This window comes from Enterobacter sp. HMSC16D10 (assembly GCF_001807145.1).
Lineage (GTDB): Bacteria > Pseudomonadota > Gammaproteobacteria > Enterobacterales > Enterobacteriaceae > Enterobacter > Enterobacter roggenkampii.
The window spans coordinates 1-17800 of record NZ_KV787916.1 but is presented as its reverse complement, the minus strand read 5'-3'; the positions used below and the strand labels follow the sequence as shown (position 1 = coordinate 17800).

Here is a 17800-nt window from a genome sequence, read left to right as displayed (position 1 = left end):
GAAGAAATGACCTGCTTATTCGCACCTTCCTTAGGTTTTGTGAAAAATACGGGGGTTTCAGCGTTCCTGGTAGCCATGCTGGTGGTGGCCCCTCAGGTATGGGCAGAAACCTTTACTGCGAAGGTTGTGGGGGTGTCTGACGGTGATACGGTCAAGGTCCTGACTGAACAAAGCTGTGACTCCGGGAAAGATTGCCGGAGCGGCAAAATCCAGTACCGGGTAAGGCTGGCGGAAATCGACACCCCAGAGAAGAAACAACCCTACGGCTCAAAGGCGAAACAGGCGTTGTCCGATCTGGTGTTTGGTCGAATGATTAAAGTCGAGCAAATCGACAAAGACCGTTATGGCCGTCTGGTCGCCAACCTTTATGTCGATGGCAAATGGGTCAATGCCGAAATGGTCCGTTCTGGGAGTGCGTGGGTGTACCGGCAGTACGCCAAAACACCGGAGCTGTTCAAGCTGGAGGCCGAAGCCAAAGCCGATAAGCGAGGTCTCTGGGCATTACCGGAATCGGAGAGAACTCCCCCTTGGGAGTGGCGAAGAAAGCACTAACCACACCCCAGAGTATGCAGGTGTAAACAGTAACCAAGAAAACAAACAGGAATAACGATGAACAAAAGTGAACTGATTATGAAAGTGGCCGAAGACGCTGACATTAGCAAAGCAAAGGCCGAAGCTGCGGTAAATGCGCTGATCAACTCAGTGACAGAGGAGCTTAAAGCGGGTGGGACAGTAGCGCTCACTGGGTTTGGTACTTTCCACGTTAAGGAACGCGCAGCGCGAACCGGGCGGAATCCCCAGACTGGAGAGAACATCCAGATCGCGGCGGCCAACATTCCTGGGTTCAAAGCTGGTAAGGGGTTGAAAGACTCCGTGAACTAGATCTTAATCATGTGACACATGAATAAGGTTTACATAAGGCTCCTTCGTGGGAGCCTTATTCATATCAGACATGAATAAGGGGAAGGGATGAGATTGTCGTCAACTCAAAAAGACGTTTTGTTCATTCTATACGCAATTGAGGCCGGTGGAAAAGCCGAGCCTGTACCAGGTGTAAAAATACTGGAGATGATCAATTCAGCTCGCCAGAGCGGTATTCATGGAACGAACTTCCGAACGTCATGCCACACGCTGGTGGAGAACGGCCTGTTGAACAAGTACCGGAATGCTTCTCTAAAGCTGGCCTTTAGGCTGACCGACGATGGCAGGGAACGTGCAGGAGAGATATACCGAAAACGGCTGGAAGAAGAGCAAGAGAAGTAATACGCCCCATAACGGGGCGTATCGAGTTAAACGGCAAAGCCGTAGTGGGTGCCGTCCGGAAGTTCAACATCGAGGCGTAGCTTGCCACCGGAGGCCTCAACGTACCGCTTAATGGACGACAGCTTGAGATCTCGTCCAGGTTTTTCCATCTCGGAGACTGTCGGCTGTCTCACACCCAGAGATGCAGCAATTTCCCCCTGGGTAAGGTTCATGCGATCACGAAGCTCTGCCAAGTGGATGTTCAGTAACATCTCAGTGGCCGCTTTCTGTGCTTTGGCAACAACCTCAGGCTTTTCTGTTGCCAGCATTTGGTCAAGAGTTCTTGCCATAACGTCACTCCTTCTTCAATTTATCCAAGTGCGCCGCAAACTCACGGTCTGCAATTGGGATCATTACTTCATAAAACCTTTTCTCGTCCCCGGTCTTGTTACCGGCGCAGAGAAGAATCCCCTTACGCTTTGGATCGAACGCAAAGAACGCTCTGATAGGATCTCCTTTGCTTTGGACCCGAAGCTCTTTCATGTTGCTGTAGGATGAACCGTTAACAGTATCCGCGTATGGCCTCGACAGCATGGGGCCTCTATCTCGCAGCACCATCATCGAAGCCAGCACGTTTGCTCTATCGGTATCATCCAGAGCATCGAACCACTCATCAAAGGTGTCGGTTGTCTCGATGACCCACATGATTTCTCCTTACTTAATATAGGTGCAATCCTATATAGATTCAAACCTATAATCAAGAAAAATCGGCGGCGATGGGGGCCGAAATGTCAGTAAGTAGTCATGTGACTAAAATAGGGGGTAGAATAAGCCTCGATATAGTCATGTGACTAAAAGGTGTCCTGAATGAACAACCTACCCCTACTGCTCGATGCAAGAGAAGCCATTGACTACTACCACCAGCATCCAGGCATGACTGATGCAGAAAAGGCCTATGTGGTCGCGTTCCTAAGCGGAGAGGGGCGTTCAAACAGTCAGATCAGAGAGGATCTGGGTATTGAGAAGGTCTATACGGTTACACACCTGAAACGCGCCGGTACGCTATCGGAGGAAGAGCTAACACTCTGGCTCAGAAATCCACGCAAGATCACCCTGGGGCATGTGAGGGCCGTGGCTAAGTTACCTTTCAGCAAGAGAGAAAAGCTCCTGAGGGATCTCCTGCATACCAGGACACCGGTTCATAAATTTGAGGCGATAGCGAAGGGCAAAGAAGTGGACAGGGATGCAGACATTAAGCGCCTGGAGACCCTGATGAGCGATGCTACGGGTAGGCCTATCAAAGTTCGCTATAACCCCGCGAAGCGCTCCGGGGAACTGACGCTGGGATTCTTCACGCTCGATGACCTGGATGACGTGTGCAAGGCTTTGGGGTTTGATCCAAGCGAGCAGATGTAAACCAGAAAACTTTCACATGTGAAAGTCTTGCAAGGTGTCTTTTTATTGTTTACAGTATCATAAAATGAATCTGTAAAGGTGCGCGATGAATGTGCTTCCAACGAAAAGCTGGCCTTGGGCGTTATAACTCAACCAGACCTGAGTGGCTGGCGGCGTACCGAAACGCAAGATGTATGAGAAGCTCAGGTAAAGAACCTGATGCTTCTCTTTCCGGGATAGCTTGGAAGGCGCAACTCATTGTTGCCCATGAAAGAGGCAGAATTGACAGCCTGGCTGTCCCTTTGGATGCCAGATTGATAGCAAAGAACCTCATCGACGAGATCCTTGCTGAGGAGAACTGATGGACGAAAAAATTACCTACGAAGAAATGCTTGAACAACTCGACCAGAAAGGCATCCGCGTCACCAACGGGGCGAGACGGCTTTATGTCGCGTTGAACAACGGAGTCAAAGCTGAGGTGCTGGGTAACTGCGGTCCCGCCACAATCAGCTTGGTTGACGGGATGATTGTTGTGGAAGAGCAGACTCTCCACTAAGGGCAGCAGCATGGGCAAAAAAGTACACATCATTTGTGGAAAGTGCGGCAGTGACGAGATGAACTTTGTCATCAATGAACACTGTCCAGACGATCCCCAGAATGTTGCCAGTATGTCCTGCTCAAATTGTTGCGAACTGACAGGCATAGCCGAGTGGTCGGAATTTAATGGACGTGAGCTGAAAGGTGAAGCCGTCGCCCTATCAACACCGGCAAACGTGAATGCTCTTCTAGGATTGCTTCGCCAGGCGATGGACAGCGTTGAGTATCGCCTCTATGGCGGGGACATGTCATTGAGCGGTAATGATGCTGCCGAACTCATAGACCTCCAGGAGCGAGCTGAGAAGGTCTTGTCTGTTCTTCGGAGTGATCAGCATGAGTGATTTATACGAACCGCTTGAGTTTGTGTTCTGCGGCTTTAGGAAAGGGGACGCTGGGCTATTTATCTCGGTAGCCACTTTGCGCGATGGTGTTTTAGGCCGTGAGATGTATTTCTCAAAGGGAAAAAGCAAAAGGCGCTGGGTTGTCGGTGGCATTTACTCAGGGGCCTCGTTTTCGGACAACGGAGCAAAAGGTCTGGATGATGCTCATTACGTTAAAGCATGGGAAGTGCAAGGCGACAAGATAGAGTGGCAAGCAAAAAGCGAGCAAGCCGAAGCCTTGGCGCGAAGCGAGAAACTTGAAGCCGACGATAGGAAGCGCAATGAACTCGAAGAGCTGATGCTACCCATCAGGAAGCAATATGGGGCATTAACAAAGCGACGTGATAGGGCAGGGGCCGCAGCTCTTGAAGAAGCTGTCCTGAGAGCGCTGAGAGCGCCCATCAGGAAGGCTGAGGAGAAATAACCGTAGCCAGTCTTAGCTAAAGCATTCGCCGGTTTTAAAGTCGTAGCTGTAAGTGCCCATCAGATTGGCTTTTCGGCTTTTCTTGCCATTGGTGTTTGCTGGCGCTTTAGGGGTCGCAAGTACGCCATAGAACAGGATACCAACAAGTGCCGCTTGCCACGCGAAAACAGCAACCAGAATCCAAAAAGCAGCAGCCAGAACCGGCAGTTTGTGCAGAAGGTTGAGCACCGACTTGGCCCAAATCACTGCCGGGATAGCCAGCACTGCGTAACCCCAGTTGGTGGCCTCAAGCATAGCCAGGCCAAGAATAACAACAGCCATCAGCGCGATATTCAGTACATGTTTCATGGTCATCTCTCCTTTTCAACTTACACTTTTATCCTATCACAGCATTAAAAAATGCAACTGTGAAAGGGCATTTTTCATTCAAAAAGAGGTGACACTTTGAGTGCAATTATCAGCAAGTGCGGCATGTACAGATACCGTCTGGAAAGGGATGTGCAACCCGAAGGCCTTGTGTTCGGTTATTTTGGTGTAAACGGCTCTACGGCCACGGCCACCGAGGACGATCACACGGTCAGAAAGTGGATAGGGTTTACCAAGGTCAACGGAGGGAGGCGATTCATAGTCGGTAATGCTTTTGCTTTTCGGGCGACCGACGTTCGAGAGCTGGCTACGGCGGTTGATCCTGTCGGGCCTGAAAATGAAATCCACTTGGAAAGGATTATTCGGGATGCTGATGTCTTGGTGCCCTGCTGGGGGAGCCGAACTAAGCTGCCTAAGTCTTTGCATGTTCATTTGGACAGGCTTTTAGAGCAGCTCGTTGCATCTGGGAAGCCGGTATTGGCATTTGGCGTGACTGGTTCGGGGGACCCGAAGCACCCACTAATGCTTGGATATTCGACAAAACTTGTGCCCTGGGGAGGAAAATAATTATGTCGATGCTTGAAGCACGTTACTTCGTGGCAAAGATAAGCGATGCACAGGCCGTGCTCTGCGATGAGGAGCTGGCGACACTGGAAAGGCTGATCCGGAAGGTTGATGATGGCCGCAGAGCAAATGGCAAGAGCTCGCTTACTTGCGTTGTTGTCGAAGAAGATTGGCCGAACTGGCAGCAAACGGTTGACTCTGTACTTTCACTTGCTGACGGGAAAGACAACGATTGGACCAATGCCACACCAGAACAAATCAAGGCCTTTTGGGTCGATGACTCAGTTTGGAAAACTCTGGATGGCCGGGATAAATGGATTGAAGATCTCGACCTGCTGGTGGACGGTTCCCCGGTGGCTTCTGAGTGGGAACCTTTTGGCTTGGAATCAGGGCAGTCTGTCGTCATACGAGGCGGATGGATAGAAGGGAATGCCTTGAGTGATGATGGCGTACCGCTAGTGCAGGCATTCGTCGCTTGGAAACAGGGCCAAGACAACCACTAAAGGAAAATTACTTCGGAAGGGCGGCTATGGCCGCTTTCTTTTTAATATTTACAGCATCACATAATGATACTATGATGTTGTTAATTTACTTGGGGAGGCGCTTATGCTCACTGCTAAATGTATAGGGTGCGGATGCACCGATGATCACGCTTGTGTTGAAAACGGTCAACCGTGTCACTGGCTTCGCGTGAATAGAGTGGAAGGTATCGGGGTCTGCTCTTCGTGCCCGGATGCTCTCAATCAATTCGCATCGACCAGCCAGGAACAAGCAACTGGACAGGATGACTACCGGAACAGTCCAGAATGGAAGGATTTTTCATCACGCATTGGTAATGCACTATGCGGGGGCCGGAGCAAAGCAAAGTAAGGTAAAAACGGCTATGCCGTTTTTTATTTGTCTATTACGGCATCACATTATAAGCCTGTAAATGCTGAATCTGTAATTGCCCAAAATGGGCGTGAGCAGGGGCGGGGTGTGAGGTCGTTCTAAGGCAAAATACTTTGTACTGGCAGAACAAAGAAAGAATGAACTTTCACATGTGAAAGTTTTTGGGGTACGGGATGGAACAAGCAATTCAAAGTTACTTGGCTGACGACCGGCAATATCAAGACAGGATTACCGCAGCTCTCAGCCAGGTTGAAGAGAAAGGTGCAGAGTACGAAGCTCTTTGCCAACAGCGTGCTCAGTTGGGGATCTGGCAAAAAATTATAACGTTCTGGCAGTTTCGTCGAGACATCGCCGTTATACGTTCAGCACTAAAAGGCCATAACAGCGATTTGCGGTATTTGCGCCGTGGGAGAGACCAGCTCAAAGAGGGATTGGTTTCTCGGGCCGTGAAGCAAGCGATTGACGGTAGCCAGATTCTGGAACGAATCACCCAAGCTCAAGATAGGCTTGACGCCGCATCTCGACTCCACGAGAGCAACAAGCGACTGGTGGACATGGGGCAAAAAGCCTTACGTGAAATCAGTGAGGCCTCTTCCAGTGTTTCATCAGCACAAACAATGGAGGTTCTCGACCTTGTGACTGACAACAAGGGCATTTCCGTCATGTCGTCGATGTCAAACTCCTCGGCCAGCAGTGAAATAGACGATGCGAAGAGAGCTGTGAAAGCCTTCGCAAATGCGCTGGGGGATCATCGTGACATTGTGGGCTCACTGCACCACTCAATGGCAACTGAGTTTATCGATCTGGGTATGGACTTTGCCGGTTTGAATGATGGTTTCGACTTTGGGAGCGTCTTCTCGCTGTTCAGCTTGTCGTCTGCCAGTTCCTCTCTGGACAAAGTAGAGTCTCGCGTTGAATCTCTGATGCCAGATCTAAGACGAGCCGCCTCCAATTCGGCAGCAGAGTATGCCCGTGTTAACGAAGAGTTCTTTGGCCTGAAACAACAGGCCTGTTGCCAAGTGCATGAGTTGCTGGTGACAAATGGTATAGACGTGTCAGTCAAGCGCGTTGAGTCCGCCGTGAACAGCTACAGAGTTGGAAGGTGATATTTACAGCATCATAAAATGAACTTATGATGTGAGGTGATCAACAAGTCGAAATTTATTTAAAGGATAAGCGATGAGCGATATTACACAGCAAATGGACAAACTTGAGATTCCAATCAAGTTGTCCTTTCCAGTCATCAACGTTAGCACTTTTGAGCTGGGCCGCGCAGAGAGCGTTTTCTCTGACATTGCAAAGAAAGTCGGCAAGCACTTTATTGTAATGCCATTCAAGAAGCTGCCTGATCCAGGCACGATGAAGGCAATGGTGGACGAGTCCAAGAAGTCCTCCAAAAACGGAGTTGTCGTGTTCGACACTTTCTTTTTCGACCGCCAACGTGCAAACCCGGAAACACTCCCAGCCCTCAAGTCATCACTGACCTATCTGGAGAATGAGGGGATCAACTACATCATCGCTGGCAAAGACGTCTTCAATGAAGAGTTCGTTTATCACATCGATCTCCCGGCTATGAGCAATCAGGAAATCCTGAAACTGCTCCAGACCTGTGAAGATAACGTGAAAGATGGTGGAGTCTTCGAGAGCAACGAACGTGCTGTCATCGCAAACCACGCCTTGGGCTTGTCACACACCCAGATGAAGAACGTCTTCACCTACTCCGCTTACTTGAAATTCAAGGGTGAAGAATACCTGGGCGAGATCCGAAAAGAAAAAGCTCACATCTTGCGTGATGTCGGCCTCGATGTGCTTGAGGCCATTGATATTGGGAATGTCGGTGGTCTCGAAAACCTCAAGGAGTTCCTCCAGATACGTAAAGCCGGTTGGGACAAAGACCTTCCGGTAAAAGGTGTCCTTCTGGCCGGTGTACCTGGTGGTGGTAAATCGCTGACGGCAAAAGCCGCTGCCGGTGTACTTGGCACTACCTTGGTTCGCCTGGATATGGGCCGTTTCTATAGCAAGTATCTCGGTGAAACCGAGCGCCAGTTCAATCGTGCATTGCAGACCATTGAGCAGATCGCACCCGTTGTTGTGTTGATTGACGAGATGGAGAAGTTTTTTGGTAATGCCGATGGCGAACACGAAGTATCCAAGCGCCTGCTGGGCTCTTTCCTCTACTGGCTTCAAGAGCGCAAGAAGAAGATCTTCATTGTGGCGACGGCCAACCGGGTTCAGTCGCTGCCTCCTGAATTGATGCGAGCTGGCCGCTGGGACCGAGCATTCTTCATTGATCTGCCAAGTGTGGCTGAGCGCCAGAAGATTTTTGAGATCCACCTCGCCAAGCAGAAGGCCAACATCGCCGCGTTCGATATGCCTACGCTACTTCGTACCACCGAGGGATACACCGGGGCAGAGATTGAACAGGCCGTCATTGACGCGATGTATCTGGCGAACGCTCAGGACAAAGAGCTCAACAATGAAGCGCTGGTGGATGCGGTCACTCGCATTACCCCGACCAGTGAAACTCGCCGGGAAGACATCAACCAGATTCGCAGTTTGCGGGATCAAGGCTTCTATCCGGCCAATAACTTCGATGTTCAAGAGCAGAATGGCTCTGGACGCAAACTTGCCATCGAGGACTAAGCGATGGAGTGGATTTTTTGGACTGCTCTTGCTGTGTCATTGATATTCCACTCAGAAGTCAGCGACTTAATCAATGCTCTAGCTGAGTGGGCTAGGGAGCGAGCTGGTGCGGCCAGGAGAGAGCATCAAAACGGCAGAGAGGAGAATTGACCGTTATGTACAAACAAGACATTGAGAAGGGGATTGAGCTGCTCAAGCTGTGCAGCAAACTCCAGTCAGAAAAAGATGGAGTGGATAGACCAGAGCCTCTGGTTATCGACAAGAGTAAGGTGCTGGACCAGTTCGCCCGAGACGTTTCCACATCGATCACCTACATGAGTTCGTTGTTCAAGCTCATCCCCATGATGGAAAACCTTACCGAGCTTGGCCGAAAGCTGGAGAAAGAAGGAAAGATCGAAGTTTCTCTCGGGCAAGACTATTCCATTGCCGCGCTTAACTTTGTTATGTCGGAACACGGCATGACACCCGAAACAACTCAGGAGTGATGAGATGAGCCATATCGTAAAAGGCAAGGTGCAGGTCGCCTACAAAGACAAAGAGCTGCTGTTGAAGGCTCTGGAGGGAGTTGGCGTTGTTGTTGAAAACGAAAAGCTGTACCGCGTGGGCGCTGGCTACACCTTCGAGAAATACCCGATTGTTCTGATCGACCAGAACAACAAGGAGCACCGGATTGGCTACAAGGAAAAAAACGGTGTTTGGGAGCAGTACCAGGAAAACTACGGCTCTTATGGCCGCTGGACGCAGCAGGCAAGCAGCAAGGTGCAGGATCGCTACATTGCCTTCCACTACGAGCAGCAGTTGAAAGAGGAAGGTTTCAGCGTGACGGTGAAGCAGCATCACGATGGCACTTTGGAACTGGAAGCTGAGGAAGCTGTTTGGTAATAGCGCCAAGGCAATCAGATTAGTTGAACTTAACGACGAGGTGACAAAGTGAAAAAGGTAAACATCAAGATCAAGGGCGGCAAGATTGCTGCCGATTTCACGGGGTTTCAGGGTAAGACCTGTGAAGCGCTGGAACAGCGTATTCGCCCGGAAGAGCTCGAAGTCGAAGAAAAAGAGCTGAAACCCGAGTACCACTTCAATGCTGGTCAAACCCAGCACGAAACGGAACAGAACGAATGGTGATGAGAAGGACAGGGCGCGTCCCCCTTCTTTTGCTGGTTGGTCTCATGGTCGCAGCTCCTGCGGCCTTTGCCAGTGACTTTGTGACTGGCGTTATGGTGGGGCAAATGCTCTCAGATGACTCAGGCAGCAAGAAGATAGAGGACACTGGCCCGGAGAGCAAAACGGTCATTGATTACCATGACGGTCAGCCAGTTGTGACCAAAGTGGAGGCCTTCAAAAGCAATAAATGGCGCAAACTGGATGGCCCTCAGGGCGGCTATTTTGTTTGCCCAGGTGAATACCGTAGCTATTCGGGAAGGCTGCGATGCCGTATTCATGATGACGGGTTTAATGGCTTTATGGGCGGTATGACTGATGCTCAGGAGCTGCCGCTCCAAGAAGCTCTGACCAAGTTGGAAGGTAAACCCATCTCCCTGCAAACCATTGAAGTCCACGGCAACAACCTGGCAGTCAAATACCAGTTAGCACCACCAGCACAAACGCACGTCAAAACTCAGGATCTGGGGGTGGTCAAGCAGGATGGTGAAACGCAGAAGGCTGCCAGCCAACAATCAGCGTCATCCATAGTGACTGCACCAAAGAGTGAACCTCCCAAGCAGATTAATGCTGCACAAGACACTGACCGCAATACCAGTGCGTTTCAAAGTCCGTTCGAGGAGGTAAGTGACTCCATGATCGGTCTAATGGATAGCTCTTTCGTCAAAGTCATAGCGGGATTGATGCTGGTGTTTGGGGTTGCTAGTGGAATTATGAGGCAGAGCCCATCAGGAATTGTGATGGGGATAATGCCTGCAATTATGATCATGACCGCGCCAACGGTTATTCGTACCGTATTCGATACAGGCGCGGCCAGTACCAAGCCAGTGGAAGATAGCGGAAGCTCATTTCCTTTCTTCTTGGTGGCAATAGTACCGGTGCTGATTTTCTTTGCCTATAGAGCTTTTATGAATAACCGGAGCGACTCCGAAATTGATGAGTTGTTAAGAGAAGCCCGACGTGCAGAAAGGGCTGAACGACCAAGCAATGAGCCTCCCTCAGTGGATGAACTCCGTGAGCGCCAGCAACAAAACACAGAAAGAGAACCGGTGGTTGTCAGCTCATCAGCTCCGGCACCAAAGGTGCAAAAGGAAGAGCCAATCGAAGTACAGCCAGGCAAGCGCAAAATTATTTTGGATTAGTGGGGTCGGTTATGAGCAAAAAGCGCATCGTAATCAAAAATGGTGAGGTCTGCGGGTTTGCCGATGAGGTTTCCTTCAAAGGCCTTGAAGTGCAGGAATACAGTAAAACAAGGGTTTCGCGCATCGTGCCGACGAGCGGCATTCTAATGATTGCGTTCTATGTTATTCGCGGACTTTGTTCAGACGAGTCAAAGATTGCGGCATGGACTCGTGTTTGGCGTTGCCAGTGGAAGGTGCTGATCGACGGTAAAAGCTATGGCCCATTCAGCAGTCGTGCGGATGCTATCTCGTTCGAGAAGGACGAGATCTACAAACAAGGCAAATTCTTTGCCGATGCCACTCACGAGGCGGCAGTATGATGACACGGGCGGCTATGGCCGCTCTGTTATCCGCGTTGGTAATAGGCCTTGTGTCTGATTTGGCCGCACAAGAGCTGGTGGTAAGCCCGGTGGCTATAGACAAGTCCACTGAGGTGGAGAAAGAAGCTACCTTCCACAACCGCAAGTGGGTGTTAAGGACGGGGCAGGTTAGTGGATTCTTCATCTGCCAAGGAGATAACAAAGACATTTACTACCGGCATGACAGGGTGGGCGCTCACTGCCAGAAGACATCGACTGGGTGGCGCAATGTACTGGGTCTCAGGGACGATGTTCCGGAAGTTGAGCTGAGCGTGTACCTGGGGACCGTTGAAGGTGTCCCCGTGAAAGTCCTTCATCAGGAAGTGGATGGTTACGATCTGAAAGTGCAGTACAAGGTTGCACGTAAAGGGTCAGCAAATGAGTGAGAGTGTGCGTCGGTCAACGCCGATGGTAAAGATTAAAGTCCTGCCGAGTTTCGTAGGGGTTCCCTTCCCGTCGGTGCTACTTATCGTTGCGGGGCTCCTTAATGGCCCTTTGTGGGGCTTTGCCGCATTCGTCTTTCATATCGTCATCAAGCGGTACATCTACAGAGAATACCGGAGGTTGCCATATCCGATGCCAACCGGCTCAAGGCCTATGGATGAGTTGAGCGATCTCCTTGTAAAGGGGATACCGGAGGAATTTTTCCGGCGGCTTGACGCAGCTTGCAGCTCTGATGCGTCAGTACAAATAACCTGCCCAAAGAAATACCGGCTGCTCAAAATGTCGTTAATCGCTATGCCAACCGCGCTGGTTGTTACCCGCAGTTCCGGGAGGGGGATGAAATAGCGATTGAGGTAACAGAGCAGAGACCAAGAAAAGCAGGAGCAGGGAAGGGCTTTCCAAGTATTCAAGATCTGAAAGCGTCAGAGGGTGTTCTGAGTGAACCGGAGCAGCCTATCGAAATTCAGAAAGATAAGCGCAAGATTATCTTGGATTGAGGTGGGTTGGAATGCGGTCATTTTTATACAGAATATTGCTTCTTTGCTTCGTCATTATCGTCCAGATAGGGCTAATCGCCATTGATGCGAGCCCGTTGGTTGTTGCTATGTTCCTCTCGCTAACAGCTTTAGTCGCTGGGGTCTGGATGGCGTACCTTCATTCCCGATTTTTGATGGCGGTGACTCCAGTAGTTGTCTCTGTGCTAATGGCGACCCTCGCCATGAAAATGTTTGAGCCGAGACTCTTTGTTTCTGCCAGCGAAAAAGGCTGGTTCCCTTTGTCATTGTTCGTCTCGATACCGTTTTACTTCTACTTGAGTTACTTGCTTGAGATAGAGGAGAAGAGACGTACATTCCGGGCCAATGTAATTGGTTTTTTGCGTGGAGTTTCGGAAGAGATCCGTCGTTCAACTAGAGAGCATAGAGATCAAGGTGAGATAAGACACGGTGGAACAGAGCTGGGGAGTATTGACGAACTACAAAGGGGCGAGGCCAAAGAGCCAGAAGTCATCAGCTCTACATCGGACCAGAAAGAACAAGGCACTCCCAAGCGAGACAAGAGAAAAATCATTCTGGACTGAACATGGAACAAATCAGAAAAGGCTTAACCCTCGAATACGCAAAAGAGAAGCGTGAGAAGCTCTTGGCGGAGCTCAAATCAGATGAACACTACAGCCAGACTGAAACAGTAGCCTATGGGCACCACGACCCGCTCAGCGTTCCTGTGGCAGCCTGCGATAGTTGTCATGGCCGGGCGCAAATGCAGAAGGTTATAGGTCCTCCTGTGCGCTGGAATATGGTCTGCCTGGGTTGTGGGAAGGCGATCCAGCAAATCCAGAAACGACCGTGGCAAGCAGCAATGGCGTGGAACCAAATTAACTTGGGAACACAGGACTACAGACAACTGCCCCTCTTTGGACTTGGGAGTCTGTCTCTTGAGTCAGCAAGACAGAGAATGGTGGGAATACGCAGGAACCTGGAGCTGAGAAAGAGCCTCGCCGGTATCGAGAGGACGATCGCCCACAAGGAAGGTCAACGCCCACCAGGGAAAGAGTACCAGCAACGACTGGAAGCATATCTGCAATGGGCCATGCTGGCGCTGAGGTTGCTCAAAGTCAAAGCAAGTTAGTGGTGAGAAGGAAGAGAGAACCCGGTACTGTAAAGCGCCGGGTTTTTTATGCCGCCCTGTTTACAGTATCAAAAAGTGATGCTATAAAGTGAGCAAGTCACAAGGAGAACCAACGAATGGCTGTTATCAACTCACTCCGCGCTCTCAAAGGCGTAACCGCCCCCGAAGAACTGAAAAAAGGGGATGGATTCACTATCTCTCCTCAGCTTCTGCTGGAGGAAGAAGGGTTTAACACCCGTGGCGCTTTCTGCGAGAACTACTACGAGCGCCCGGACATCAAAGCTGGTATTCGAGTGCTGGCCGATGCTTACAAGCGTGGCGACTATGTTCCGCCGATCATCGTCAAAGTTATCGACGGAAAGGTGTATGTCCGTGAAGGTCATCGCCGTCGCCGCGCCATCCTGCTTGCTATCGAGGAAGGTGCCGACATCCAGTTCGTGCAGGTCGTAGAGCACAAGGGCGATGAAGCCGAACAGAGCCTTCTGATCGCCACCAGCAACGATGGGCTCCCTCTTTCTCCACTTGAGCGAGCCGTGATCTACGCTCGGCTTGCAAACTGGGGGTGGAGCGACCAGATGATTGCCCAACGTGTTGGCCGCTCGGCTGAGCACGTTCGTATCGCCCGTGCCCTTCTGGAGATGCCTCTGGAACTGAAACGGATGATTCAGGAAGGCTCTGTGGCTGCCACCTACGCTCAGGAGCTCTACAACGAGCACGGCACCAACGCTGTTGAGATCCTGAAAAAGGCGCAGGAAGAACAGGCCAATGGCAATGACGGCAAGAAGGCCCCGAAAAAACTGACCAAAAAGTCTGTCGAGAAAGGTCCCCGCCTGGGCAAAAAGGTGGTTGAAGCCATGCACCGAGGCGTGAGCTCTATTACCAGTCGTCTGGACAACATCAAGCCGAACGATGACGGTGAAACGTTCACCCTTACCCTGAGCCGGGAAGATGTTGATGCGTTTCAGGAGCTGAAAGCCAAGCTGGCGGAGCTGGAGCCCAAAACTGACGAGTCCAATGAAGACCAGCAAGAGCTGGATTTGGCGGGTAATCAGTAATGGGGCGCTGTACTGTTGAGGATGCCATCCAGTTACTGGAAGGGGGAACCATTGTTGCGGTCGTACCGGCGTCATCCGGACCAGATACGCTGGTGGTTTCCTCTATCAGGCTTGAATCCGGACTGACAGTACAGTTTTCCCCTCCAGCGGCAGCCAGTGTCAGTGTTCAGCTCGCGGAGCTCGATGATGAACAGTGACAAGAAATCGTCTGAACTAGCCAGGCTGAGGCGTCAGCATCAGCTAGTTTGCTCTGTCATCGCAGCCTTGCTCATCTGTGCAGGTATATATGGGACCGTTGCACGTTTGGGCTTCATCCTGATGGTGCCATTGTTTGTTATCGCCTTAGGTGTGTTAGTCGATGCGTTCCTGCCAAGGGTAAGTTGGTTCTTCTGTGTGCGGGACGTGAGAGACATATTTGGGTGGAGAAAACGATAGTGGCGAAGTTGAAGGTTTATGGCGGGATCACTTATGGGGTCGAGGGGCAGTTCAGAACTGTCGTTGCGGCCACAAGTAAGAGCAAGGCTGCTTCAATTCTGAATATCACGATTTACCAGATGAATAGCTGGTGGACGGAGACTTTTAACAAGTACGAGGTCGAGGCGGCGATGTCTGAGCCGGGGGCTATTTTTTCAAAGCCTCTCGATGGCAGAGGCCCATTTGTAAAGCAGGAAGGATAATTGTGAGAAGTGTTTTTGTATGGTTGAAGGCCGGGGCAATACTGGCTTTCCTATTCATCGGTATTGCTGGTGCTGTCAACCGGGTCTATTGGGTTAACAGCCAAGGTTTGAGTCAGGGGTCGATGTCATCCACATGGGTTAAAGAAAAGTTTGGCCTAGACCTTGGTGCAATGTGCCGTTATGACAAACCCCAGCATGTCGAGTTCAAAGTCCTTCCTGATCAGACAATCCAGTTCCGCTGCTCATGGTTTGAAGGTGGCGGATTAACCTGGTGGCCTTTCTACACCGAGCATGATGTAAAGAGCGCCGAGGCGACCTCTGTGCTCAATGACATCTTCCAGGGTACGGAGGGGCATGATGAGTAGCCAGCTAGAACTTTTTCATGTCCAAGAGGCGTATGCCAAGGCCGATAAGCCGCTATCGAATGAGGAGCTCTACGATTCAGTGGCAGAGCTCGCTGGAATCCCGAAAAGCGCTCTGAATGAACAAAGTGAAATTGGCAAGGCAAAGATCAAGCGGAGCAAGCTGAAAAGACAGATACGCTGGTATCAGCAAACCCTCAAGTCGATGAACCTTCTCCAGAAGGTGGACGGCGAGCGGGGTGTCTGGGAGCTCTCAAGCAAAACCAAGAAGGGCCTGCATGAAGCGCTTGGTGGCATTCGACTTGTCGCCTATTCAACAAATCTTGGGCTGGCGGTGTGGTCAAACAACAAGAGCTTTTTCTCTGACCTCGATGAGCCGGTGCATCTGTGTGTGACATCTCCGCCGTTTCCGCTCCGAATACAGCGTGGCTATGGAAACGTTGATGAAGCCAAATGGGTGGATTTCATAACCCAGGCGCTCGAACCGATAGTCAAGAACCTGGTGCCAGGAGGAAGCGTTGTCCTGAATGTCAGCAATGACATCTTCGAGGCCAAGAGCCCCTCCAGATCTCTCTATGTTGAAAGAATGGTGCTGGCGCTCCATGATCGGCTCGGGCTGTCTCTCATGGATAGATGGCCGTGGATCAACCTGTCAAAACCACCAAGTCCAACCCACTGGGCTTGTGTGAACCGTTACCAGTTGTGTGCCGGGTGGGAGCCTGTTTATTGGTTCACCAACGACCCTGACAGGGTGCGTTCTGACAACAGAAGGGTCCTGATCCCTCATACAGAGAAACATCAGAAGCTGATGGCTCAAGGGGGGGATAACCGAGTGGTCAGTTATGGTGACGGGGCATATCGACTGAGAGGGAACGCATTCTCTAATGTCACAGAAGGACGGATACCGAAAAACGTTATCCAGCGCGGCCACCGTTGTGCGGATACGCTGGAGCTTCGGAGAATCGCTAGAGAACTGGGGTTGCCACCGCACCCGGCAATGTTCCCAACAGACATACCTGAGATGGCTATCCGCTTTCTGACGGAAGAGGGCGACCTTGTTGTTGATCCGTTCAGTGGGTCGAATAAGAGCGGGTTGGCCGCAGAAAGGAATAACCGGCGCTGGATCGCCTGTGACATCATTCTTGAGTACATTCGTACCCAGGCGGAAATGTTCACCGGCTTTGATGGATTTTGGATTAACCCAGCCATAGCAACAGTGGGCGGGGGAGCGTTGAATTAAGAGAACAATACCTATGAGTTTAAGTTTTATTGCAAGAGTCTTGCGCCAATTGGCAATTATGTTTGTCCTCTCCGTGCTTATTGTGGCCGGATATATCTACTATGCCGGTAAACAGCATCAGCAGGCAGCAATCAACTTTTGGGGTGAGCAATACCAGCCTGATGCCATCTCGACGCAAATTGATTGGGGGTTTATCGGTAACTGGGTTATTCCTCGCGGGGGGCCAATTATTTCTCCGGGCATTGCTGGAGTGTGTCCCAATACACCACTTCCCGTTGTGCCTCTTAAAATTGGTCCTGATGGCCGGGGTTACGTTCTCTGTGGTATTGGAAGTGAGGCTGTCTCTACCAGCTTTGATGTCAATGACATCCAGGATGAAGAAATACGAAACACATTAAAAACGATGTTTGAGGAAGAATTTGAAAAAACAGTTAAGGGGGAATGATTCCGCGTCTGGCACAGCCAGGCACCTGATGGCATGAAATGCCGCTAAGCCCGCGTAATTGCGGGCTTTTTTTTGTTTGTGTTTGGCACGATCTGGCAACGGGAGGAAGCGCCAAGCACCGTTTGAGCATGGCATTAAAGCTGGTATTATGGTTTGGCGATGCCATGATTGATGCCGATACCATGCTGCGTTCTTTTGTGTGTTCATGGTATTAATATTCTATAAGTTACTGTTTCGTAAGAAAAAATACGATAAATTCGAGATTTTTTCAGCATGGTATCGGAGACGAAGAAGGACAAGGTACATGCTGACCGATACCAAGCTGCGCAATCTCAAGCCCAGGGACAAACTCTACAAAGTGAATGACCGGGAAGGTCTCTATGTGGCAGTGACTCCAGCCGGCTCCATCTCGTTCCGTTACAACTACTCAATCAACGGTCGGCAGGAGACCATCACCTTTGGGCGTTATGGTGTCGGTGGCATCACCCTGGCCGAAGCCCGCGAGCTGTTGGGTGACGCCAAGAAGATGGTTGCGGCGGGCAAGTCGCCGGCGTGGCGGCCAGGGCCGATGAACGCAAGAAGCTCGAACGGCTGTGCCGGTACATCAGCCGCCCGGCGGTATCCGAGAAGCGGCTGTCGTTAACACGAGGCGGCAACGTGCGCTACCAGCTCAAGACGCCGTACCGGGACGGCACCACGCACGTCATTTTCGAACCATTGGATTTCATTGCAAGGCTGGCCGCCCTGG

General features: G+C 50.9%; 27 protein-coding genes and 2 pseudogenes. 26 read left to right on the top strand and 3 right to left on the bottom strand.

Annotated elements, in window-relative coordinates; translation table 11 throughout:
* Positions 1-6 precede the first annotated feature (6 nt).
* The 3 genes from HMPREF3143_RS23365 (at position 7) to HMPREF3143_RS23355 (ending at position 1263) form a co-directional block, all read left to right on the top strand.
* Positions 7-552, top strand: a complete 546-nt coding sequence (locus HMPREF3143_RS23365; protein ID WP_032413569.1) for a thermonuclease family protein — start codon at positions 7-9, stop codon at positions 550-552.
* Positions 553-609: 57 nt separating this feature from the next.
* Positions 610-882 carry an HU family DNA-binding protein gene (locus tag HMPREF3143_RS23360; RefSeq protein ID WP_001043047.1) on the top strand — a complete coding sequence of 91 codons (273 nt, stop codon included), beginning with the start codon at positions 610-612 and terminating at the stop codon, positions 880-882.
* A gap of 87 nt (positions 883-969) precedes the next feature.
* On the top strand, positions 970-1263 hold the full coding sequence (locus HMPREF3143_RS23355) for a chromosome segregation protein ParM (RefSeq protein ID WP_001239997.1): 294 nt from the start codon (positions 970-972) through the stop codon (positions 1261-1263).
* A gap of 26 nt (positions 1264-1289) precedes the next feature.
* Here HMPREF3143_RS23355 and HMPREF3143_RS23350 read toward each other — a convergent pair whose 3' ends face one another.
* Both HMPREF3143_RS23350 and HMPREF3143_RS23345 read right to left on the bottom strand, forming a co-directional pair.
* A complete protein-coding gene (locus HMPREF3143_RS23350) occupies positions 1290-1592 on the bottom strand; it encodes an XRE family transcriptional regulator (RefSeq protein ID WP_000124640.1) in 303 nt (100 codons plus the stop codon).
* 4 nt (positions 1593-1596) lie between these two features.
* A complete protein-coding gene (locus HMPREF3143_RS23345) occupies positions 1597-1947 on the bottom strand; it encodes a type II toxin-antitoxin system RelE/ParE family toxin (RefSeq protein ID WP_000270043.1) in 351 nt (116 codons plus the stop codon).
* Between the two features lie 162 nt (positions 1948-2109).
* On the opposite strand from HMPREF3143_RS23345, the gene HMPREF3143_RS23340 reads away from it, so the two are divergent.
* The 4 genes from HMPREF3143_RS23340 (at position 2110) to HMPREF3143_RS23320 (ending at position 4038) form a co-directional block, all read left to right on the top strand.
* Complete coding sequence (locus tag HMPREF3143_RS23340; RefSeq protein WP_001061574.1) at positions 2110-2658, top strand: transcriptional regulator; 549 nt, start codon at positions 2110-2112, stop codon at positions 2656-2658.
* Positions 2659-2998: 340 nt separating this feature from the next.
* Complete coding sequence (locus HMPREF3143_RS23330; protein WP_000343597.1) at positions 2999-3193, top strand: hypothetical protein; 195 nt, start codon at positions 2999-3001, stop codon at positions 3191-3193.
* A 10-nt stretch (positions 3194-3203) separates the two neighbouring features.
* Positions 3204-3575, top strand: coding sequence for a hypothetical protein (locus tag HMPREF3143_RS23325; protein WP_000516916.1), 372 nt, complete (start codon positions 3204-3206; stop codon positions 3573-3575).
* Complete coding sequence (locus HMPREF3143_RS23320) at positions 3568-4038, top strand: hypothetical protein (protein ID WP_001281821.1); 471 nt, start codon at positions 3568-3570, stop codon at positions 4036-4038. Before HMPREF3143_RS23325 ends, HMPREF3143_RS23320 begins: the two co-directional genes overlap by 8 nt.
* A gap of 12 nt (positions 4039-4050) precedes the next feature.
* On the opposite strand, the gene HMPREF3143_RS23315 is transcribed toward HMPREF3143_RS23320, so the two are convergent.
* The gene (locus HMPREF3143_RS23315; RefSeq protein WP_000683476.1) at positions 4051-4386 is read right to left on the bottom strand and encodes a hypothetical protein; all 336 of its coding nucleotides are present in this window, start codon (positions 4384-4386) and stop codon (positions 4051-4053) included.
* Positions 4387-4482: 96 nt separating this feature from the next.
* Between HMPREF3143_RS23315 and HMPREF3143_RS23310 the strand changes: the two genes are divergently transcribed.
* The 19 genes and pseudogenes from HMPREF3143_RS23310 to HMPREF3143_RS25350 all read left to right on the top strand — a co-directional run.
* The gene (locus HMPREF3143_RS23310) at positions 4483-4971 is read left to right on the top strand and encodes a DUF1643 domain-containing protein (protein WP_001273096.1); all 489 of its coding nucleotides are present in this window, start codon (positions 4483-4485) and stop codon (positions 4969-4971) included.
* 2 nt (positions 4972-4973) lie between these two features.
* A complete protein-coding gene (locus tag HMPREF3143_RS23305) occupies positions 4974-5471 on the top strand; it encodes a hypothetical protein (RefSeq protein WP_000062185.1) in 498 nt (165 codons plus the stop codon).
* Positions 5472-6032: 561 nt separating this feature from the next.
* Positions 6033-6965, top strand: a complete 933-nt coding sequence (locus HMPREF3143_RS23300; protein ID WP_000434071.1) for a hypothetical protein — start codon at positions 6033-6035, stop codon at positions 6963-6965.
* A gap of 73 nt (positions 6966-7038) precedes the next feature.
* Entirely contained in the window at positions 7039-8502 is a 1464-nt protein-coding gene (locus HMPREF3143_RS23295) for an AAA family ATPase (protein ID WP_001280522.1), read from the top strand.
* A 155-nt stretch (positions 8503-8657) separates the two neighbouring features.
* Entirely contained in the window at positions 8658-8987 is a 330-nt protein-coding gene (locus tag HMPREF3143_RS23290; protein WP_000277953.1) for a hypothetical protein, read from the top strand.
* Positions 8988-8991: 4 nt separating this feature from the next.
* The gene (locus tag HMPREF3143_RS23285) at positions 8992-9384 is read left to right on the top strand and encodes a hypothetical protein (RefSeq protein ID WP_000018404.1); all 393 of its coding nucleotides are present in this window, start codon (positions 8992-8994) and stop codon (positions 9382-9384) included.
* A 48-nt stretch (positions 9385-9432) separates the two neighbouring features.
* Positions 9433-9627 carry a DUF2997 domain-containing protein gene (locus HMPREF3143_RS23280; protein ID WP_000757530.1) on the top strand — a complete coding sequence of 65 codons (195 nt, stop codon included), beginning with the start codon at positions 9433-9435 and terminating at the stop codon, positions 9625-9627.
* A 44-nt stretch (positions 9628-9671) separates the two neighbouring features.
* Positions 9672-10805, top strand: coding sequence for a hypothetical protein (locus HMPREF3143_RS23275; protein WP_000225028.1), 1134 nt, complete (start codon positions 9672-9674; stop codon positions 10803-10805).
* A gap of 11 nt (positions 10806-10816) precedes the next feature.
* Positions 10817-11164 carry a hypothetical protein gene (locus HMPREF3143_RS23270; protein ID WP_000039129.1) on the top strand — a complete coding sequence of 116 codons (348 nt, stop codon included), beginning with the start codon at positions 10817-10819 and terminating at the stop codon, positions 11162-11164.
* Positions 11161-11589, top strand: a complete 429-nt coding sequence (locus HMPREF3143_RS23265) for a hypothetical protein (protein ID WP_000988987.1) — start codon at positions 11161-11163, stop codon at positions 11587-11589. Before HMPREF3143_RS23270 ends, HMPREF3143_RS23265 begins: the two co-directional genes overlap by 4 nt.
* 566 nt (positions 11590-12155) lie before the next feature.
* Entirely contained in the window at positions 12156-12725 is a 570-nt protein-coding gene (locus HMPREF3143_RS23255) for a hypothetical protein (protein WP_001256128.1), read from the top strand.
* Between the two features lie 2 nt (positions 12726-12727).
* Positions 12728-13273 (top strand): hypothetical protein, encoded by a 546-nt coding sequence (locus tag HMPREF3143_RS23250; RefSeq protein WP_000435224.1) that lies wholly within the window; start codon positions 12728-12730, stop codon positions 13271-13273.
* Between the two features lie 116 nt (positions 13274-13389).
* Positions 13390-14328 carry a ParB/RepB/Spo0J family partition protein gene (locus tag HMPREF3143_RS23245; protein WP_000268395.1) on the top strand — a complete coding sequence of 313 codons (939 nt, stop codon included), beginning with the start codon at positions 13390-13392 and terminating at the stop codon, positions 14326-14328.
* A 434-nt stretch (positions 14329-14762) separates the two neighbouring features.
* Positions 14763-15005, top strand: a complete 243-nt coding sequence (locus HMPREF3143_RS23235) for a hypothetical protein (RefSeq protein WP_001096362.1) — start codon at positions 14763-14765, stop codon at positions 15003-15005.
* Positions 15006-15007: 2 nt separating this feature from the next.
* A complete protein-coding gene (locus tag HMPREF3143_RS23230) occupies positions 15008-15370 on the top strand; it encodes a hypothetical protein (protein ID WP_001258027.1) in 363 nt (120 codons plus the stop codon).
* Positions 15363-16607 (top strand): DNA-methyltransferase, encoded by a 1245-nt coding sequence (locus HMPREF3143_RS23225; protein ID WP_000098293.1) that lies wholly within the window; start codon positions 15363-15365, stop codon positions 16605-16607. The genes HMPREF3143_RS23230 and HMPREF3143_RS23225 overlap by 8 nt, the downstream gene beginning before the upstream one ends.
* A 13-nt stretch (positions 16608-16620) precedes the next feature.
* Positions 16621-17052 (top strand): hypothetical protein, encoded by a 432-nt coding sequence (locus HMPREF3143_RS23220; RefSeq protein WP_000058871.1) that lies wholly within the window; start codon positions 16621-16623, stop codon positions 17050-17052.
* A gap of 304 nt (positions 17053-17356) precedes the next feature.
* Positions 17357-17605 (top strand): annotated as a pseudogene (locus HMPREF3143_RS26405) (Arm DNA-binding domain-containing protein); the annotation flags it as partial.
* A pseudogene (locus tag HMPREF3143_RS25350) lies at positions 17599-17800 on the top strand (transposase); the annotation flags it as partial. The pseudogenes HMPREF3143_RS26405 and HMPREF3143_RS25350, both read left to right, overlap by 7 nt.

Coding starts and splice junctions, on each gene's coding strand:
- HMPREF3143_RS23365 (WP_032413569.1), top strand. CDS start 7: ATGACCTGCTTATTCGCACCTTCCTTAGGTTTTGTGAAAAATACGGGG.
- HMPREF3143_RS23360 (WP_001043047.1), top strand. CDS start 610: ATGAACAAAAGTGAACTGATTATGAAAGTGGCCGAAGACGCTGACATT.
- HMPREF3143_RS23355 (WP_001239997.1), top strand. CDS start 970: ATGAGATTGTCGTCAACTCAAAAAGACGTTTTGTTCATTCTATACGCA.
- HMPREF3143_RS23350 (WP_000124640.1), bottom strand. CDS start 1,592: ATGGCAAGAACTCTTGACCAAATGCTGGCAACAGAAAAGCCTGAGGTT.
- HMPREF3143_RS23345 (WP_000270043.1), bottom strand. CDS start 1,947: ATGTGGGTCATCGAGACAACCGACACCTTTGATGAGTGGTTCGATGCT.
- HMPREF3143_RS23340 (WP_001061574.1), top strand. CDS start 2,110: ATGAACAACCTACCCCTACTGCTCGATGCAAGAGAAGCCATTGACTAC.
- HMPREF3143_RS23330 (WP_000343597.1), top strand. CDS start 2,999: ATGGACGAAAAAATTACCTACGAAGAAATGCTTGAACAACTCGACCAG.
- HMPREF3143_RS23325 (WP_000516916.1), top strand. CDS start 3,204: ATGGGCAAAAAAGTACACATCATTTGTGGAAAGTGCGGCAGTGACGAG.
- HMPREF3143_RS23320 (WP_001281821.1), top strand. CDS start 3,568: ATGAGTGATTTATACGAACCGCTTGAGTTTGTGTTCTGCGGCTTTAGG.
- HMPREF3143_RS23315 (WP_000683476.1), bottom strand. CDS start 4,386: ATGAAACATGTACTGAATATCGCGCTGATGGCTGTTGTTATTCTTGGC.
- HMPREF3143_RS23305 (WP_000062185.1), top strand. CDS start 4,974: ATGTCGATGCTTGAAGCACGTTACTTCGTGGCAAAGATAAGCGATGCA.
- HMPREF3143_RS23300 (WP_000434071.1), top strand. CDS start 6,033: ATGGAACAAGCAATTCAAAGTTACTTGGCTGACGACCGGCAATATCAA.
- HMPREF3143_RS23295 (WP_001280522.1), top strand. CDS start 7,039: ATGAGCGATATTACACAGCAAATGGACAAACTTGAGATTCCAATCAAG.
- HMPREF3143_RS23290 (WP_000277953.1), top strand. CDS start 8,658: ATGTACAAACAAGACATTGAGAAGGGGATTGAGCTGCTCAAGCTGTGC.
- HMPREF3143_RS23285 (WP_000018404.1), top strand. CDS start 8,992: ATGAGCCATATCGTAAAAGGCAAGGTGCAGGTCGCCTACAAAGACAAA.
- HMPREF3143_RS23275 (WP_000225028.1), top strand. CDS start 9,672: ATGGTCGCAGCTCCTGCGGCCTTTGCCAGTGACTTTGTGACTGGCGTT.
- HMPREF3143_RS23270 (WP_000039129.1), top strand. CDS start 10,817: ATGAGCAAAAAGCGCATCGTAATCAAAAATGGTGAGGTCTGCGGGTTT.
- HMPREF3143_RS23265 (WP_000988987.1), top strand. CDS start 11,161: ATGATGACACGGGCGGCTATGGCCGCTCTGTTATCCGCGTTGGTAATA.
- HMPREF3143_RS23255 (WP_001256128.1), top strand. CDS start 12,156: ATGCGGTCATTTTTATACAGAATATTGCTTCTTTGCTTCGTCATTATC.
- HMPREF3143_RS23250 (WP_000435224.1), top strand. CDS start 12,728: ATGGAACAAATCAGAAAAGGCTTAACCCTCGAATACGCAAAAGAGAAG.
- HMPREF3143_RS23245 (WP_000268395.1), top strand. CDS start 13,390: ATGGCTGTTATCAACTCACTCCGCGCTCTCAAAGGCGTAACCGCCCCC.
- HMPREF3143_RS23225 (WP_000098293.1), top strand. CDS start 15,363: ATGAGTAGCCAGCTAGAACTTTTTCATGTCCAAGAGGCGTATGCCAAG.
- HMPREF3143_RS23220 (WP_000058871.1), top strand. CDS start 16,621: ATGAGTTTAAGTTTTATTGCAAGAGTCTTGCGCCAATTGGCAATTATG.